The sequence below is a fragment of the Lysinibacillus sp. FSL W8-0992 genome (assembly GCF_038008685.1).
In the GTDB taxonomy this organism is placed as follows: Bacteria; Bacillota; Bacilli; order Bacillales_A; family Planococcaceae; genus Lysinibacillus.
The window spans coordinates 817187-834632 of record NZ_JBBOZQ010000001.1 but is presented as its reverse complement, the minus strand read 5'-3'; the positions used below and the strand labels follow the sequence as shown (position 1 = coordinate 834632).

The 17446-nt window shown below is 35.6% G+C and carries 14 protein-coding genes, 1 pseudogene and 1 riboswitch; of the genes and pseudogenes, 8 read left to right on the top strand and 7 right to left on the bottom strand.

Annotated features, from left to right (window positions below):
• Positions 1-34: 34 nt before the first annotated feature.
• The 6 genes from NSQ74_RS03905 (at position 35) to NSQ74_RS03880 (ending at position 6942) form a co-directional block, all read left to right on the top strand.
• Positions 35-769, top strand: coding sequence for a glucose 1-dehydrogenase (locus NSQ74_RS03905; protein WP_340821611.1), 735 nt, complete (start codon positions 35-37; stop codon positions 767-769).
• 173 nt (positions 770-942) lie between these two features.
• Entirely contained in the window at positions 943-2943 is a 2001-nt protein-coding gene (locus tag NSQ74_RS03900; protein ID WP_340821610.1) for a catalase, read from the top strand.
• Between the two features lie 200 nt (positions 2944-3143).
• A riboswitch (purine riboswitch) is annotated at positions 3144-3245 on the top strand.
• Between the two features lie 162 nt (positions 3246-3407).
• Positions 3408-4265, top strand: coding sequence for a DUF3100 domain-containing protein (locus tag NSQ74_RS03895; protein WP_340821608.1), 858 nt, complete (start codon positions 3408-3410; stop codon positions 4263-4265).
• A 1-nt stretch (position 4266) separates the two neighbouring features.
• On the top strand, positions 4267-4725 hold the full coding sequence (locus NSQ74_RS03890; RefSeq protein WP_340821607.1) for a hypothetical protein: 459 nt from the start codon (positions 4267-4269) through the stop codon (positions 4723-4725).
• 59 nt (positions 4726-4784) lie between these two features.
• Complete coding sequence (locus tag NSQ74_RS03885; RefSeq protein WP_340821606.1) at positions 4785-6134, top strand: amidohydrolase family protein; 1350 nt, start codon at positions 4785-4787, stop codon at positions 6132-6134.
• Between the two features lie 40 nt (positions 6135-6174).
• Positions 6175-6942, top strand: coding sequence for a sulfite exporter TauE/SafE family protein (locus tag NSQ74_RS03880; protein ID WP_340821605.1), 768 nt, complete (start codon positions 6175-6177; stop codon positions 6940-6942).
• A 76-nt stretch (positions 6943-7018) separates the two neighbouring features.
• Here the strand turns inward: NSQ74_RS03880 and NSQ74_RS03875 are convergent, their stop codons facing one another.
• Both NSQ74_RS03875 and NSQ74_RS03870 read right to left on the bottom strand, forming a co-directional pair.
• Positions 7019-7771: an SDR family NAD(P)-dependent oxidoreductase gene (locus tag NSQ74_RS03875; protein WP_340821604.1), complete on the bottom strand. Its 753-nt coding sequence runs from the start codon at positions 7769-7771 to the stop codon at positions 7019-7021.
• Positions 7772-7818: 47 nt separating this feature from the next.
• Positions 7819-9102, bottom strand: coding sequence for an MFS transporter (locus NSQ74_RS03870; RefSeq protein ID WP_340821603.1), 1284 nt, complete (start codon positions 9100-9102; stop codon positions 7819-7821).
• 457 nt (positions 9103-9559) lie between these two features.
• Here NSQ74_RS03870 and NSQ74_RS03865 point away from each other — a divergent pair, with 457 nt between their 5' ends.
• Positions 9560-11029, top strand: coding sequence for a LuxR C-terminal-related transcriptional regulator (locus NSQ74_RS03865; protein WP_340821602.1), 1470 nt, complete (start codon positions 9560-9562; stop codon positions 11027-11029).
• Between the two features lie 86 nt (positions 11030-11115).
• Complete coding sequence (locus NSQ74_RS03860; RefSeq protein WP_340821601.1) at positions 11116-11433, top strand: MGMT family protein; 318 nt, start codon at positions 11116-11118, stop codon at positions 11431-11433.
• Positions 11434-11596: 163 nt separating this feature from the next.
• Here NSQ74_RS03860 and NSQ74_RS03855 read toward each other — a convergent pair whose 3' ends face one another.
• The 5 genes and pseudogenes from NSQ74_RS03855 to NSQ74_RS03835 form a co-directional block, all read right to left on the bottom strand.
• Complete coding sequence (locus NSQ74_RS03855) at positions 11597-12862, bottom strand: MFS transporter (RefSeq protein ID WP_340821599.1); 1266 nt, start codon at positions 12860-12862, stop codon at positions 11597-11599.
• Positions 12863-13492: 630 nt separating this feature from the next.
• Positions 13493-14089, bottom strand: coding sequence for an ankyrin repeat domain-containing protein (locus NSQ74_RS03850; RefSeq protein WP_340821598.1), 597 nt, complete (start codon positions 14087-14089; stop codon positions 13493-13495).
• A 106-nt stretch (positions 14090-14195) separates the two neighbouring features.
• Complete coding sequence (locus tag NSQ74_RS03845; RefSeq protein WP_340821596.1) at positions 14196-14888, bottom strand: response regulator transcription factor; 693 nt, start codon at positions 14886-14888, stop codon at positions 14196-14198.
• A gap of 18 nt (positions 14889-14906) precedes the next feature.
• Complete coding sequence (locus NSQ74_RS03840) at positions 14907-16358, bottom strand: sensor histidine kinase (RefSeq protein WP_340821595.1); 1452 nt, start codon at positions 16356-16358, stop codon at positions 14907-14909.
• Positions 16359-16427: 69 nt separating this feature from the next.
• Positions 16428-17255, bottom strand: a pseudogene (locus NSQ74_RS03835) (DUF4822 domain-containing protein); the annotation flags it as partial.
• Positions 17256-17446 lie beyond the last annotated feature (191 nt).

Genomic DNA, 17446 nt, shown 5'->3' with positions numbered 1-17446 from the left:
ACTATCAAATTTTAATTTTTAGGGGGCTTTCTAAATGAGTCGTTTAGCAGGTAAAGTAGCAATCATTACAGGTGCTGCACAAGGTATGGGTGCTGCACACGCAAAATTATTCGTAGAAAACGGAGCAAAAGTTATTTTAACAGATTTAAATGAGGAAAAAGGAAATGCATTCGCAGCTGAATTAGGTGAAAATGCTATTTTCGTTAAACAAAACGTTACTTCTGAAGAAGATTGGGCTACAGTTATCGCGAAAGCAGAAGAAACTTTCGGTCCAGTAAACGTATTAGTAAACAATGCTGGTATTACTATGGCGAAAAATATGCTAGAAGTGACATTAGAAGAATACCGACGCATTGTAGACATTAACCAAGTGTCTGTATTTTTAGGTATGAAAACTGTAGCAGGTTCAATGGCGAAAACTGGTGGCGGTTCAATCGTCAACATTTCTTCAATGAACGGCTTAGTTGCTGGCGCTATTGGTTATACAGATACAAAATTCGCTGTTCGTGGTATGACTAAGGCAGCGGCAATTAATCTAGCACCAATGGGTATTCGCGTAAACTCTGTACACCCAGGCGTTATTGCAACACCAATGGTTGTACAAGCAGATACAAAAGCAGCAGTAGAAGAATTCTCTAAACATATTCCATTAAAACGTGTAGCTCAACCAGAAGAAGTATCAAACATGGTATTATTCCTAGCTTCTGATGATTCTAGCTACTCAACAGGTTCTGAATTCATTATCGATGGCGGCTTAACTGCACAATAATACTTGAAAATAAGAAGTCCGATTTTCTATTAAAGAAAATTGGGCTTTTTTTTTATGAGCGTGCTGTATATCTCCCATTTCCCCCTCATTTAGCTTCTTTGGCATAACACCACATGTTTTTATTCCAATTAAAAGGGAATCATTAAAGTAAGATGACTTTGAGGAGGATTCAAATGGAAAATAAAAAAACTGAACAATTAAAGAAACATATCATTGATAACCAAGGAAAACATGCCTTAACGACGAATCAAGGATTAAAAATGGCAGAGGATGAATTTTCTTTAAAAGCAGGTTTAAGGGGTCCTACCCTTATGGAGGACTTTCATTTCCGTGAGAAAATGACTCATTTCGACCATGAACGTATTCCTGAACGTATTGTTCACGCACGTGGTGTTGGCGCACATGGTATTTTTCAAGTTTATGAATCGTTAGAAGGTTATACGAAGGCAGATTTCCTTACAAATCCCTCTAAAATCACACCTGTCTTTGTACGCTTTTCGACAGTGCAGGGATCTAGAGGCTCAAATGACACAGTGAGGGATGTGCGCGGCTTTTCCACTAAATTTTATACAGACGAAGGTAATTATGATTTAGTCGGCAACAATATGCCTGTTTTCTTTATTCAAGATGCCATTAAGTTCCCTGATTTCGTCCATGCAGTTAAACCAGAGCCACACAATGAAATACCACAAGGTGCTAGTGCTCATGATACTTTTTGGGATTTCATCGGGCAAAATCCTGAAACGGCTCATATGATTATGTGGCATATGAGTGATCGTGCCATTCCTCGTAGCTTACGAATGATGGAGGGTTTCGGCGTCCATACATTCCGACTTATTAATGCTAAAGGACAAGCCCATTTTGTGAAATTCCACTGGAAGCCTACTCTAGGTGTACATTCATTAGTTTGGGATGAGGCGCAAAAAATTGCAGGGAAAAACCCTGATTTCCATCGACTAGATTTGTATGAAGCAATTGAAAAAGGCGACTTTCCAGAATGGGAACTGGGTTTACAAGTAATTCCCGAAGAAGATGAGCATGCATTTGATTTTGATATATTAGATCCAACTAAATTATGGCCAGAGGAAGAAGTTCCTGTAAAAATAGTCGGCAAAATGACTCTAAATCGGAATGTAGATAATTTCTTTTCTGAAACAGAACAAGTTGCTTTCCATCCTGGGCATGTTGTACCTGGTATCGATTTCTCAAATGACCCTCTTTTACAAGGACGATTATTCTCTTATACCGATACACAACTTTCTCGATTAGGAGGGCCTAACTTCCATCAGATTCCAATTAATCAACCAGTTTGCCCTTATCAAAACAATCAACGTGACGGTATGCACCAAATGGCAATTTTTCGAGGACAAACAAGCTATCATCGCAACGGCTTAAATGACAATCAACCAGCTCCTGTTTCTGCCGAAGAAGGTGGCTACGAACATTATCAAGAAAAAATTGATGGCAATAGGATTAGAGGTCGTAGCGAAAGCTTTTTAGACTTTTATTCACAAGCGAAGCTCTTCTATAACAGTATGGCTCCTTTTGAGAAACAACATATTAAAAATGCATTTAGTTTCGAGCTTGGCAAATGTAAATCGAATGCAGTGAAAACAAATGCAATCGACCTTATAAATCATATAGACCATCAATTAGCTCAAGAAGTAGCCAACAATATTGGAGTGGCATTGCCTAAGACAAATCTTGAAGTACAATCAGATAAAAAATCGCCTGCACTCAGCATGGCTAATACGATCTTTAAACCAGATACGAAAAATGTCGCGATTTTATTGAATGGGAAGCCTCAGGAATCCCTTCTAACAGAATGGGTTCAGACTTTGGCTAAACAACATTTAAATTATAGTATCGTCGATGAAAAGGTATCTCAATTCGACGATTCCCTTAAAGTAACCGACACTTATGACACAACAGACCCAAGCCTTTTTGATGCTGTTTTAGTCATCAGTAGTGAATCTCCTATTCAAACACCTGTGCTAGAGTTTATGGAAACAACCTTTAAACATAATAAACCTTTAGCCTTTGACCTTAATGATCCTCAAGCATTAAATTCTTGCAGGATAAAACTTGAGGGATCGGGAGTCTACAATTTAAAAGACTCTACAATTGAATCCTTTATTGAAGGCATAGCCCAAGGTCGATTCTGGGATCGATAAAACGAAAAACAAAATAAAGCCTATCCAAAACTTAGTAGTTTGGATAGGCTTTATTCATTAGGTTATCTCATTTGCTTACATATGTTCACCCCTTAAAAACCCTCTATATTCCGTAAAATCCCTAAAAAAACTTTGACTTTCTAAAAATATTGATGTAAATTGTTAAATACACGAACGTATATTGATATATTAATACACAATGTTCGCATTTTAAAATTCTTCGTATAAAGTTGGAAATACGGTCCAAAAGTCTCTACCAAACTACCGTAAATAGTTTGACTATGAGGAATTACAAAAAACGATATTTTATTCTCTTACTGAAAAAACGCTTAGTTTATTCGGTCTATTTACGTTTTTTGTTTTTCTGTATGTCAAACTCTAGTTTATTAACTAGAGTTTTTCTTTTTTCACTCTTATATACGTAATTATTTTAAAAAAGTACTTCACCAAGAGAGGAAAAGAGCATGGAAAACACAGAACAACATCAATCTATATGGCAAGTAATTAAACAGAATTACAGATTATATTTAGGGGCTCTTGTCATCGTTATTATCGCCGAACTGATTGGAGTAAAAAAATTCCAAGTAGGTTCTGCTCTAATCGTTATATACCCAATGCTTTTTGCAATCGTAATAAGTGTTTTACTTGGCCCAGATATTTTTCGATTTTTTAAAGAAAAGGCATCTACAAAGGCTTCATCTCTTGTCCTTGTCGCAATCACACCTTTTATGGCGAAAATTGGGGTACTTGCTGGTTCTAATCTTCCTAAGCTTGTTGATGTAGGTCCCGCATTAGCCTTTCAAGAGCTTGGACATGTAGGAACAATTTTTCTAGCATTACCGATTGCATTATTGCTAGGAATTAAAAAGGAAGCCATTGGCGCCACAAGCTCTACTTGCCGTGATAAGGATTACGGATTGATTTGTCATTTATATGGCGCCAATTCTCCAGAAGCTAGAGGTGCTCTATCTATTTACATCATCGGTTTTATAATCGGTACCATTTATATTGGATTTTTAGCAAGTATCGTAGCTTCGACTAATATTTTTCATCCTTTAGCATTAGCGATGGCTTGCGGAATAGGTAGTGGTGTCATGATGGCGGCAGCATCTAGCACATTGGCAACAATTTACCCAGAATACAGCGATCAAATTATTATGCTGGCAGGTGCAAGTGATACGTTAGCTGCCATTATAGGTATCTACTTTACTTTATTTATCTCTCTTCCTCTTACTAGGAAATTATATTACTTGCTTGAGCCAAGAATCAGTCCAAAACATACACGTGATCAAAAGATGAAAAACATAAAGGTTGGTGATTAATATGACAATGAGCATGCGAGATTGGACAATTTCTCTATTATTAACGTCTGTTATTACAACCCTTATGGCAAACCTAATCGGTTCTCATGTATCCATTGCAGAATCTATTCCTGGCGTACTGATTTTATCAGCTATAGCCTTCGTCGGTATCTTTTTAGGAAAAATCATTCCTTTAAAAATCCCTGCAATTATTTATGTAGTTCTAACAGGCTTACTTGTTGCAAGCCCTATTTCACCTATTTCTCAACCAGTCATTGAGTATACAGCTAAAATTTCCTTTATGGCTCCTATAACAATCGTTGGTACCCTTGCTGGAATTGGACTAAATTTCAAATCATTTATTAGCCAAAGCTGGAAAATGGTCATTATAGCTTTATTAGTTTTTACAGGTACGTTCATTACACAAGCAGTCTTTGCTCAAATATTTTTAAACCTAACCGATGCATTAGATTCATTCTAAAACGAACTAGAGAGGTACCCCCTCTCTAGTTTTACTTAATTCAATAATGGAGGCATATTATGCAAGATATAGCGTATAACGCTGATTTAATAGTTAAAAATTGTTCTATCTTAACCCCTGACTTTAACATCATTCATGACCAATCGATTGTCATTCAAAATAATAGCATCGTAGCTATTGGAGCTACTGCAACACTTGCTAATGTTTATCAAGCAAAAGATATGTTAAACGGGAAAGGCAAACTAGTACTACCAGGCTTAATTGATGCCCATACTCATACATGTCAACAACTTCTCCGCGGAAGAATTACAGATGAATATCCTATGATTTGGACGCGCATAATGGTTCCATTTGAAAGTAATTTGCAAGAACGAGATGTTTATATAAGCTCCCAATTAAGCTGTCTCGAAATGATTAAGTCCGGCACAACAGCCTTCATTGATGCTGGTGGCAGACATATGCAGCAAGTAGCAAATTCGGTATTAGAATCAGGACTACGGGGTGTTCTAACATGTTCGACTATGGATAGCGGCTTAGACATTCCTCCTACGATGAAATCTAGCATCGAAGACAATATCCGCAATAATCGAGCATTGTTTAATCAATTCCACGGAGCTGGCGACGAACGATTAAATGTATGGTTTTCTCTTAGATCCATCATTACTTGCACACCAGAATTAATACAGGAAGTTTTCGCAGCAGCAAAAGAATGCTCTACTGGCGTGCAGTCTCATATGAACGAATATCCAAATGAAATTAGCTATTGCTTAGAAAAATTTAAAATGCGTCCATATGAATATCTTGCTTCCTTAGGTGTCCTTAATGAAAATTTCTTAGGTGCCCATAGCATTTTGCTTTCTGAAAATGAAATGGAAGTTATTAAAACTAATAATAGTAAAGTTGTCCACTGTCCTATTAGTAATTCAGGTAAAGGTGTGCCAAAAACGCCTAGCTTGTTACATAAAGGAATTGGCGTTGGCTTAGGCACAGATGGAGCAGGTCATTCGGGATTAAGCTTATTTGATCAGATGAAAGTGTTTAAATCATTAATACGAGCATTTTCTGGCGTTCCAATTTTTGATCCGGTCGTTATGCCTTCAAAAAGTATTTTAGAAATGGCAACATTAGGTGGAGCAAAAGCAATGATGCAAGAAAAACAGCTAGGAACATTGGAAGTTGGCAAAAAGGCGGACATGATCTTGATGAACATTGATCAGCCCCATATTACTCCTTCACATAATTTAATAAATACCCTAATTGAATCGGTTAACAGCAACGATGTAACAGATTCAATTGTTAATGGTAAAATATTAATGAAAAACAGAGAAGTTTTGACGTTGGATGAAGAGAAAATAAAATACGAAAGTAAGCTCGCAATGAAAGAACTTGCTATTCGTGCAAACATTTAACCCTTTATTTAGAGGGTTAACAATAATTGAGGTCTAAAATATGTTAACAAACACACTTCTATTAAGTATTGTTTTATGTTCCAATTTAGTGATTGGCATTCTATTAGGGATGTCCGGAATTGCGGGATTTCTTCTCCCGTTAATCTATGTAGGTTTTTTAGAAATACCTGTCCATGATGCACTTGCATTGAGCTTTTTAGCTTTTGCTGTTTCAGGTGTACTTGGCGCTTATTCCTATTGGAAATCTAAAAACATGGATTTAAAATTAGCGCTATTTTTAAGCATCGGTAGCCTTCCTGGCGCGTTTTTAGGTGTTCAAATCAATGTGCTAATTTCTGATTTTCTGGCAAAACTGCTTCTTTACTTATTTATTCTTGTCGCTGGATTGTCGATTATTTTTAAGAAAAACAATGAAAATGCACTTATAAAAAAATCGAAAGCTTTGAATCATCCTTTTATTGTCGTGATTATCGGTTTTTTAACAGCAACTATTTGTGCATTAACAGGCGCTGGTGGCCCTATTTTATTAGTACCATTACTAGTTAATCTTGGTGTCAATATTCGTGTGGCTGTAGGTGTTAGTCTTTTAAATTCTGTATTTATCGCTATACCATCTATATTTGGATACTTTGCATATGCCAATGTAGAAAGTATTTATAGTTTAGTAATTGCTAGTTTAATCGGCGTAACGATTGGAATTCTCACGGGTACCCGCCTTGCCAATAAAGTACCTATGCACTTGTTAAAAATAATGATTGGTGTTATCACTATATTGTCTTCACTTTATATGCTCTTTACGTTAAAGTAGGGGCAAATTGTAGTAAACAAGAAAAGTGTTAGATTGACTAAATGTCAATCTAACACTTTTTTGTATTGGTCTTGAATTATCTTGCTGTAGCTCCACCATCAATAACGAACTCTGTTCCTGTTGTGAAAGAAGATTCATCAGATGCAAGGAATACAACAGTATGCGCAACTTCTGTGGTATTCCCCATTCTACCAAGTGGATATGCGTTATTTAATTCTTCTGTTGTACGACCAGTCGCTTCTGAAGCGTAGTCTGTCATGGCAGTTTCAATAAATCCTGGATGAATAGAGTTAACACGAATACCTTTACTAGCAAATTCAATTGCTGCATCTTTTGTCATAATACGCACAGCACCTTTACTTGCCCCATAAAGTGCATGTCCTGGAGCTCCAAATAAACCAGCAATCGATGAAGCATTGATGATAGAACCTTTATTTTGTTCTGCCATCACAGGGATGACATGCTTCATGCCTAGAAAAACACCTGTTACATTAATAGACATTAAACGATTCCATTCATCTAATTCTATTTCAGTAAGTGGTTTAATAATATAGATTCCTGCATTATTAAATAAGACATCAATTTTATTAAAATGGCTTCTTGTTTCACTAACAACCAATTTCCAATCATCTTCGCTGCTTACGTTATGTTGCACGAAAATAGCTTCAGCACCCATTGCTTGAATTTCTTGAGCAGTGCTCATAGCGGCCTCTTTATTAATATCCGTAACGACTACCTTTGCCCCTTCTTTCGCAAATTTTAATGCTGTTTCCTTACCAATTCCTGTTCCCCCACCAGTAATAATTGCAACTTTGTTTTGTAATCTCATACTAAACTCTTCCCTTCTTTAATTAAATATATTGATTTAAATTATAACTACGCTGTCTTTTTTCCATCTGGATTAACAAACAGCAAGAATAATATTGCACACAATAGGATTGCACCTGACACTACTAAAACGGAGTTATTATATCCTTGAATAATATTATCTTTTGATAAACCGATAAGGAATCCAGTAGCTACAGGGGCTATCATTCCACCTACATTTTGAAATGACATTAATATACTTGCCATAAGCCCGCTTCGCTCCGGAACTAATTTCATCATAATTTGTGGACCGATTGCGAAGTTTGCGCCTGTTAAACCATATGCTGTACCGAATGCTATGACACTCCATACGGGATTTTGTATAAACACCACTGAAACAAGCATCAAACTGCCAATAATAGCTGAAGTGCCCGTCACAAATACGCGGGAGAAACGCCAATTTTGAGTTTTTGCTAACACTTTATCAGAAATCATTGACACTAAAAAAATTATGGCAGCAGAACTTATTCCAATTATTGAAACAGCAACACCCATTTGATTAGCAGTCATGCCTATTACTTTAGTTAAATAGTTTGGCATCCATATTGCAGTCCATACGACAAATATGAAAGATGAGAATGCTAGAAATAATGTAAAAATAGAAGTTGGTGAGAAAATTGCCTTTACTACTTCTTTACCACTTTTCTTTTGCAGACTTTTTTCAACTACATTTTTTGCTGCTACCTTTTGCTCTGTATTTGTACTAGAAGGGCTCTCTTTTGTAGTAAATATAAATAGGAGAACCCACAATATACTTACTCCGCCAAACACGGCAAAGGCTACCTTCCATCCGAATGTTGTCAGTCCAATAATGACAGGCGCTAAAACTAGTCCTCCTGCTGTAGCTCCTAAAGTAAACAAAGAGCTTGCGACTCCACGTTTTTCAGCTGGGAACCACTTATTAATATGACTCATCGCCACTGGTCCAAATGGCCCTTGGAATATTCCTAGTAGTACTCTATAGAAAATCAGTGCACTGAATCCATTAATCGCAAGCGCACCAAATTGGATAATACCCCACGATAATATAAGTACGGAAAGTACCTTTTTTGTTCCAAAACGGTCAGAAATTGCTGCACCGATAATACCAGCTATCGGAAATAACCAATAATAAGCACTTCCCACTACGCCCCATTGGTTAGAATTCAAACCAATATCTTTCATAATTAAATCTGCTGAAAGACCGATAATATTTTTTCCAGAGAAATTAATTAAATTTCCAAAAAATAAAAATGCAATAATACCCCAAAGAACCCAGTTATATTTCCTGCTCGATTCCAATGTTTTGTTCATCTAGATGTCCATCTCCCCAAAAACATTATTCATGAAGTTAACCTCATATTAGAAAACAGTAACAATTCTTTTAATTAGGATTCGGACATAAATTTCTTCTATCTATAGTCGTTTAATAAAGCGTTTTTAATTTAGTACCATCACATATTTTTACATGCCCAAGCGATTTGGCTATACTGAAAATAGTGCATCTTTACCACTCACTAATAGTTATGTGATATTTTATAAACATAATTAGGATTGATATCCATATTCTCTATATTAAAAACACTTTGACGAACATCTCTAATTGTTGAAATTATACCGAAGAGTGATTCCTTGAATTAAAAGTAGTCACAATTTGTTCACAAATAATATTTTACAATGTCACAACCAACTAGAACTATCCTATAAATTAAGGGTAAATTTTTATTTCACCCCCTCAATCTATAGGGAATTTAAAAGGAGAGACTAAAAAATGCAATCTGATTCACTTCCCTATAGCGATATATCATTTGAGGAGTTTAAAATCTTTCTAAAACAACATAAAACGAAACTTCAAATGAATATTAATGTGCAAATAAGATTAGAAGCTAGCCTATCAAAAGAGGAACAATCTATTATTGAGTTTCTAGCAAGCTCATTTTTAGAAATTTTAACTGGACAGGATGACCATAAAGTTCAAACCGACCTCGACCCTCTTTTAACTATTTGGATACAAACATATTCAATGATTTTGGATTATCATTACTTACACCTATTCCATGTTATTTTGGAAAAGGCTTTTGCAAGTTTGTTAGTAAATTTAGCAGACGCAAAGGCATATGCGTATATGTTTTACTTACCTACTATCGCTTCTAAAATTTCTAGTTTATTTTCTAATTGGAAGAATGCCATTCATACTTTAGATCATTTTCATTCCCATTCTTCCCAGAGTTTGTTACTTTCATATTTAGAATTATTTCCGATTAAACAAATTTTTCTTGTTCAAAATCACAGTAAAACAAGCCCTGTCATATTCGGTTGGGGAAGAACAGATCAAGAAACGATTCAAAGAACACCTTTATACCCACTTGAAGTAACTAATAATGCTCAATTCAACGAGATTGCCAATCATTCACTATCTTTAACAGTTGGCGAAACTAGCTTATATCTTTATCCAAAAACATCATTAGAAATGGAACAAGAAGCAACAATCCAAAATTATTTATTACGTTTTAACGACTTCGCTAGCTATAATGCTCAATATGAAAAAACGCAGTTAAATAAACTGAAAGTTCTTGATGAGCTTAATAAGGTTCTTATAAGCTACTCTGGAAGAAATGACTTCATCAAAATAATTAAGGGCTGTGAAGAATTACTTAACTTTAAAAGATGTGTGTTCTATGCATATATCCCTTGGTCAAGCGAGTTTAAAGGGGTTATAGGTGAGGAATTATCAAAGGTTCAAAAAACACAAGGATACGTATATCCGAATCAGCTTTTTCATTCCATGCTAATTACTAGAAAGCCAGTATTTATTAAAAATCCTATCCATTCTGTAAAACGTGAGACAATTGAGTTATTTAGTCTATCTTCACTAATTGTTGCACCAATATGTTATTACGAGGAAGTTCTCGGTTGGGTGACTTTAGATCAGGTAGGACTAGAGTTTGATTGTACGCAAGAGGATTTACAACTTATTGAGGAAGTTTGCAATAGAATTGGGTTATTTCTTAAAAATTTCGATCACAATGTTTCACCTACTAATAATTTCGAATTAACTGATCGCGAGTTAAGTGTATTAACTCTCCTAGCCGACGGATACGATAACAAAAAAATGGGTGAGTTTCTCCATCTAAGCGAGCATACAATTAGGGATTATATAAGTAGTCTTATGTTAAAATTAAAAGCTAAAAATCGTACCCAAGTGGTGTCTGCTGGTTTCCGTCTTGGATTATTAACCTAATGTCGAAGCAATATCATTTGTCGTACGACTAATTTTTTTATCCTACAATGCATACTACTACCTATGTCAAAAAGGAGCCGAAACATATGCAACCATTTACTAAAAATGCGATAACTGTAATAAAAAATATACCGACTGGTAAAGTAATGACCTATAGCCAAGTTGCAGCATGTGCGGGCAGTCCTAGAGGAGCCAGACAGGTTGTAAGAATACTTCATACAATGAGTGAAAAGTATAATCTCCCTTGGCATCGTATTGTAAATATCAAGGGAGAAATCACTATTAAAAATGCGGCGCACCAAAAAGCATTATTAGAAGGTGAAGGGGTTATTGTCACACAAGTCCTTACACTCAGCTTAGAGGAGTATCAATATAAAATAGACCCTATGGATTTTGAATTTTAAAACTTTCTAATACCTTTATATAAATAGGCACAAATAAAAATACCCCTAAATTGTTAGATTTAATGTCTAACGATTTAGGGGCATGTCGCCTGTATTTGCATCATCGAGTATTATGACTTAGATAATCACAGTATGGCTTAAACATAAAATACTTTTTTCAAAATTAATTCCAATGCCCAGCTTTTTCTAATTTCTTTTTACCTTTAAATGCTAAGATAATAGCTCCCACATTTAAAAGCAACATGATAAAAATAGTATAAAGAACATAAGTATAACTACCTGTAAATTCAAAGATAAAGCCATAAATAGGTAAAGCAACAATACCTGCAACTGCTAATCCTGTTATAGCAAGTCCATAAATTTGACTGAACTCTTTATTACCAAATAGAGCTGTTGTTAAAAGAGGCCCTAGTGTTCCAAGAGATGCAACAACGAATCCATATAGACCAGTAGCTAATTTAAATATCATCGGATTTTCTGGTACTAATAAAAGCATTCCTACTGGCACTAATCCTAAAAGCATAGCGGTAATTGCTGTATTTTTCACGCCTATTTTATCACTGAGGAAGCCGAAAAATAACGCTCCAATAACAACGCCTACAGACCATGAACCCATAGCATTACCTGCAAACTTAACATCATAGCCCAATCCCATTGCGAATGGTGCAACATGTTGGTTAAAAGCAGCTACTGATGTTTCACAGAAAAAGAAAAATACTAAAAAATAAAAGGCACTGGATTTTTTCGCTATAGTAGCAGCGACACCACCATTTGTTGCCGTTTGAGCATTAACCGTTGTATCTTCCTTCACTTCTTCCATACCATATGGCTGTAACCCTATTTGTTGTGGGGCTTTTCTAATCGTTAATAACACAATAGGAATAACAATCGCCATTACGCCGACACCTAAGAAAATATACGTATTTCTCCAACCTGCACTAGCAATTAAGTTACCCGCTACTGGTTGAAGGAAAGCACCTATTAAACCACCAGCTCCAACCATAATACCTAAGGCTAAGCCCTTGTGCTTTTTAAACCAATTGTTAATAAGCACAGGTCCTGCTAATTGTGTTACGATTACAGATCCCATTGCCATTGGAATAGCAAACAGATACCAACCCCATACAGAGTTCACGAATCCAAACATTGCATAGGCTCCTGCCTCCAACGTAACAGCTACCACTAAAAGAATTCTAATATTATATTTGGCTATCATCTTACCTGCAACTGGTAAAGATAGCATTGTGACAATTGATGCTATGCTAAAGTACAATGTTAAACTTCCCATTCCAATACCCAAATCTTCTGTAACTGGAGTTAAAAATAGACCACCTGTAGTCGCAATGCCTCCTTTTGCAGCTCCAACCATTACAACTAAACCTAACAATACCCACCAAGCGTAGTGGATTTTTTTCTTTGACTGACTCATATGTTGTCCCCGATTCGCATGTTGATTTTATTTTTTATATTAAATATCATTCCATTTTTAATAACTGTTTATGGCTTGGTTACAGTTTGAGAAAAAAGTAAATATTAATATGCTATTAATTAAATAGAATTTATTATATTGATATATTAAAAATTTCTTTAATGAATACTGCCTATTTTTGTTCCTATTTTCCTCCTAGTTCTTTACATACGTAATTTAGTTTAATAATAAACAACCTTCGCAATAGTAACTCGTTATTTATAATGTGTCAAATATATGAACTTTGTTATTTTACTCCAAAAATAAGCCCTATATTTGTTGAACTTACGCATACACCATGCTACAAGCCCGTTTACACTGGCTCCCGTGTAACTTATGAGCCATCAAAATACAAGTTTTTTATCCTTATATTTTTAAAATATTACCTTTCAAAAAAACCACTTAAAGCGTTGTCTTTGCCCAACACTTTAGGTGGTTCTATTTTTTACAATACTTACAGGAGCTAAAATTAGTTGCAGAAAAGTGTGCCAGTCACTCAAACAATTTTCGCACAATTAAAAACACCTAAAACATTGTCATATCAACAACGCTCTAGGTGCTCCTTTTTAACACATTATATTCATCTTCCTACTAATCTTCTAACATTTCTATCATTTTTGAATAACCCATCTCTTTAGCATAATCAAGCGCAGTCTTACCCGAATTATCACGAAGTTCTTTATTGGCATTGTAGGCTAATAATTCTTGTACAATTTGCTGATACACTACTGAACCGTCCGTTAATGCTACCGCTTCAATTAATGCCGTATAGCCAAATTTATTTTGATGATCGATATCTACTTTACCATCTTCTAATAGTAGCTTCACATTGTTTAAATGCCCTTTTTCAGCTGCAGGTATTAAGGCATTGCCACCATAGCGATTCACAATTTTTTGATTTGGTTCCGCATGCTCCAACATATACTTTAAAATCTCTGTTTTTCCTTGTGCGCCTGCATATAAATAGGCGCTATCCTGAATATGATCTTGTTGATTAATATCAGCACCCGCATCAATTAATCGCTTTGCAACTTCAATATAATTTTCATGTGTAGCAATTAATAAAGGCGTTTCCCCTTTATTATTTGTTTCATTAAGTGGATATGATGAATCCTGTATAATTTCTAGCACCTTTTCTACATCATTTTTTTCAACTGCTTGAATAAGATCACCTGATTGTGGCTTCATATGCTTTTCCTCCCCCTTGTCATTACACCCTGTGAGTATGAATAATGCGCTTACTACAATGCTTATAAAATATTTCATGTAAAACCTTCCTTTCACAAGGAGATTTTCAGTCATTAAAGCGATATCCACTGCCCCAAATTGTCTCGATTGGCAGCTCTGATAGTTTTCCCTTTTTTAATTTATCTCGTATGCGACCTACATGAACAACAACTGTAAAAACATCGCCATCTAAGTCATCCATATACCATAGTTGACGGAAAAGTTGCTCCTTTGTCCAAACACGATTTGGATGCTCCATAAAAAAGACGAGCAGGTCAAATTCCTTTGTTGTAAAAATAACTTCCTGACCTAAAACAAATACTTTGCGTGCGGCTTTATCAACAATAATATTATTCATCTCTAAATAATCCTTTGTTTGTTCAGTACCTGTCAGCTGCTTGTAACGTTTACTATGCGCTTGTACACGAGCGACGAACTCACTCGGACTAAATGGCTTTGTTATATAATCATCCGCACCTAAGCCAAGTCCTCTTATCTTATCAATATCCTCTTTTTTTGCAGAAACAATTATAAGCGGAATATTTTTCTTTTCACGAATACGTCGACAAATTTCAAAACCGTTCATTGAAGGGAGCATTAAATCAACGACAATTAAATCAAAAGGCTCATTTAATGCTCGACTCAATCCTTCAGAACCGTCCGTTATGATTTCTGCCTCTATATCATGAATTTCTAAATAATCTCTTTGTAATTCTGCAATGCTAATATCATCTTCAATGATTAATATTCGTGATGGCATCAGTCATTGACACTTCCTTTAAGCCTTTTCCAAGATTATTGTCACCGTTGTACCAAAATGTAGCTTACTTTGAATTTTTACTTGTCCATTATGCTTTTCAACGATTTGCTTCACAATTGCAAGCCCCAGGCCGCTACCACCTGTCGTCGACGTACGCGCTTCCTCACCACGATAAAAATGATCGAATACATATGGGAGTTGGAGCTCCGAAATTCCTTGTCCGTTATCCTTTATAACAATTTCAACAAGCTGCTCAACTACTACTACTTCTAAAATCATACATAAAGGTTCATTTGGCTTTTTAAACTTCATACTATTTTCAATTAAATTAGAGATTGCCCGATTCATCTGCATACGATCAATATGAACATAGACATCCTCCACTACATTCAATACCAGCTGTACATCTCGATTGTATAATTGAAACTCCTCCACTATATGTGTAAGGAACTTGCCGATCTGTATACGCTCAAAATGAAGCTGAACTGCCTCTGCATCAAACTTAGAGTAAAGAAAAAGTTCTTCAATTAATCTGTTCAATGCAAGTGATTTAGAGTGGATGGTCTTCAAATACTTTTCCCGCTTTTCAGGCGTTTCGGCAACTCCCTCCTGTAAACCTTCCACATATCCAATAATCGTTGTAATTGGTGTTTTTAAATCATGAGAAATACTTGCGATTAGATCTTTACGGTTTTTTTCAAGGCTTCGTTGCTCCTGAATAGAATCTAACAGTGCTGATCGCATACTCTCAAAATTAGCTGTCAGCTCTTGTACTTCCCTTGCTGTATTAGCAGGTAATGTCGTTGCCTCTATCATTAAATCGCCCTCTCGTATTTCGGACATAGTCTGTCCTAAATTTTCTAGAGGTTTAATAATTGTCTTGTGTAAAAATTGATTTAAAAATAGCATTGCGGCAAACGATACTAAAAGGATTATGAAAATAATAATAATTCCCCATTTAGTAAGAAAATCTAAAAAGCTGTTTTCTTTTTTCAGCACTAAGACACTACCCTTAGATTTGTCGCTATAATAAAAGTCGAACTTAATATAACGGTACAGTCCCCCTGCATTATCTATTGTGCCCTTCGTTTCAATATTATTCGTATTGAAAGTTGGAAAATGCACGACAAGTGACCGTTCTACTAATCCCTGCGAATAATAAACAATTTCCTCTTCATGACGAATGACAACTCCAAGTGACCTGTTCTCAATCTGTTGAAAACTTTTTTGCATATCTTGCACTAATAGCCTGTCTGGATCCTCTTTGGCAATATTACGTAGCTTTACATAAGCAAGCTCCTCTTCCGGGCTCAAAGAGCGTTGCTTTGTAAAAGTTTGATACAATGTTTTAGGTGTCGGAACAGACCCTGTTGTCACATAAAAAACAATACATAAAATTGATAGAATAGAGACACTTGCAATTACAATACCGCCGATATAAGAAGTTAAAAATCTATTCTTGATTGTCATATTGATCTCCTTTCCTCAATTTATAAAGGAGATTCCTTACTTTTTCAAGTGATGGACTTTGTGGTAATTTTAAAAACTAAATGTTGGTTTTAAATCTCCCTTATACGGCTCATGCTCTACGAAGATTGTGATATCATTGCCATCTGCATCCTTACCTACACGCTTATAAGTAAACTTATCATCATTTAATTCCGTAAGTTCCAATGCTGCACCATATTTATTATCGCCTATTGATACATGTGCGCGAATTTTATTGTCATGAATGACATCAAAGTAACCATAATCTCCGCGACTTTCTCCTGTTTCTCTATTAAAGAATTCATATTTATTTGTGTCCTCTTCAAACTTTGCGACACTTAAAAAATTCCCATTAAACTCTGAGACATCATTACCTTTTTCATCAAGTACCTTTGTTCCATGCCATAATGTTTTACCTAGGATTTCATCTCCATCTACACTAGTATTAATATCTCCTGTAGAAGTTGTTAACGTTTTGTCTTCGTTAGTGAAGGCTAAATCATTTTCATATGGTATATGCTCCACAAACACTTCTATATCATTACCGTTCATATCTTTCCCCATACGTTTGTAAGTAAAGACTTCTTCATCTAATGTAGTTATTTCAACAACTGCTTGATATTTCATCGTATCAGAAATTAAAATACGCTTCATACCGTCATTCGTCATAAAGAATGTACCCTCATCACCACGAGTCTCCCCTGTTTTCGCGTCAAAAAATTCATATCGACCTGTTTCAGAATCGTATTTTGCTAAACCGATAAATCCAGCATTCTCCTCAGTTAAATCATTGTTATCTTTGTCGTAAACACGCGTACCTTGCCAATTTGTACTGCTTAAAATATTCGCTAATGTTTGGCCCTTTGTCAGTTGCTGCTCAGCTTGATTGGCCTCCGCCTGTTCATTTTGCACGACTGAATTGTCTGCCTCAGTTTTCCCTGAATCTGTACATGCCGTTAATATTGTGACTGAACTAAAAATAGCGAGTGTTGCGAATTTTAATTTGTTGTTCATATTTTATTCTCTCCCTTTTCATTTGCTTATGCTTAATTATGAAGTCCAGTTCTAAA

Bases quoted from the DNA above. Each gene is read 5' to 3' on its own strand.
- NSQ74_RS03880 (WP_340821605.1), top strand. From the start codon at position 6,175: ATGTTAACAAACACACTTCTATTAAGTATTGTTTTATGTTCCAATTTA.
- NSQ74_RS03845 (WP_340821596.1), bottom strand. From the start codon at position 14,888: ATGCCATCACGAATATTAATCATTGAAGATGATATTAGCATTGCAGAA.
- NSQ74_RS03885 (WP_340821606.1), top strand. From the start codon at position 4,785: ATGCAAGATATAGCGTATAACGCTGATTTAATAGTTAAAAATTGTTCT.
- NSQ74_RS03890 (WP_340821607.1), top strand. From the start codon at position 4,267: ATGACAATGAGCATGCGAGATTGGACAATTTCTCTATTATTAACGTCT.
- NSQ74_RS03865 (WP_340821602.1), top strand. From the start codon at position 9,560: ATGCAATCTGATTCACTTCCCTATAGCGATATATCATTTGAGGAGTTT.
- NSQ74_RS03870 (WP_340821603.1), bottom strand. From the start codon at position 9,102: ATGAACAAAACATTGGAATCGAGCAGGAAATATAACTGGGTTCTTTGG.
- NSQ74_RS03855 (WP_340821599.1), bottom strand. From the start codon at position 12,862: ATGAGTCAGTCAAAGAAAAAAATCCACTACGCTTGGTGGGTATTGTTA.
- NSQ74_RS03860 (WP_340821601.1), top strand. From the start codon at position 11,116: ATGCAACCATTTACTAAAAATGCGATAACTGTAATAAAAAATATACCG.
- NSQ74_RS03900 (WP_340821610.1), top strand. From the start codon at position 943: ATGGAAAATAAAAAAACTGAACAATTAAAGAAACATATCATTGATAAC.
- NSQ74_RS03905 (WP_340821611.1), top strand. From the start codon at position 35: ATGAGTCGTTTAGCAGGTAAAGTAGCAATCATTACAGGTGCTGCACAA.
- NSQ74_RS03850 (WP_340821598.1), bottom strand. From the start codon at position 14,089: ATGAAGCCACAATCAGGTGATCTTATTCAAGCAGTTGAAAAAAATGAT.
- NSQ74_RS03875 (WP_340821604.1), bottom strand. From the start codon at position 7,771: ATGAGATTACAAAACAAAGTTGCAATTATTACTGGTGGGGGAACAGGA.
- NSQ74_RS03840 (WP_340821595.1), bottom strand. From the start codon at position 16,358: ATGACAATCAAGAATAGATTTTTAACTTCTTATATCGGCGGTATTGTA.
- NSQ74_RS03895 (WP_340821608.1), top strand. From the start codon at position 3,408: ATGGAAAACACAGAACAACATCAATCTATATGGCAAGTAATTAAACAG.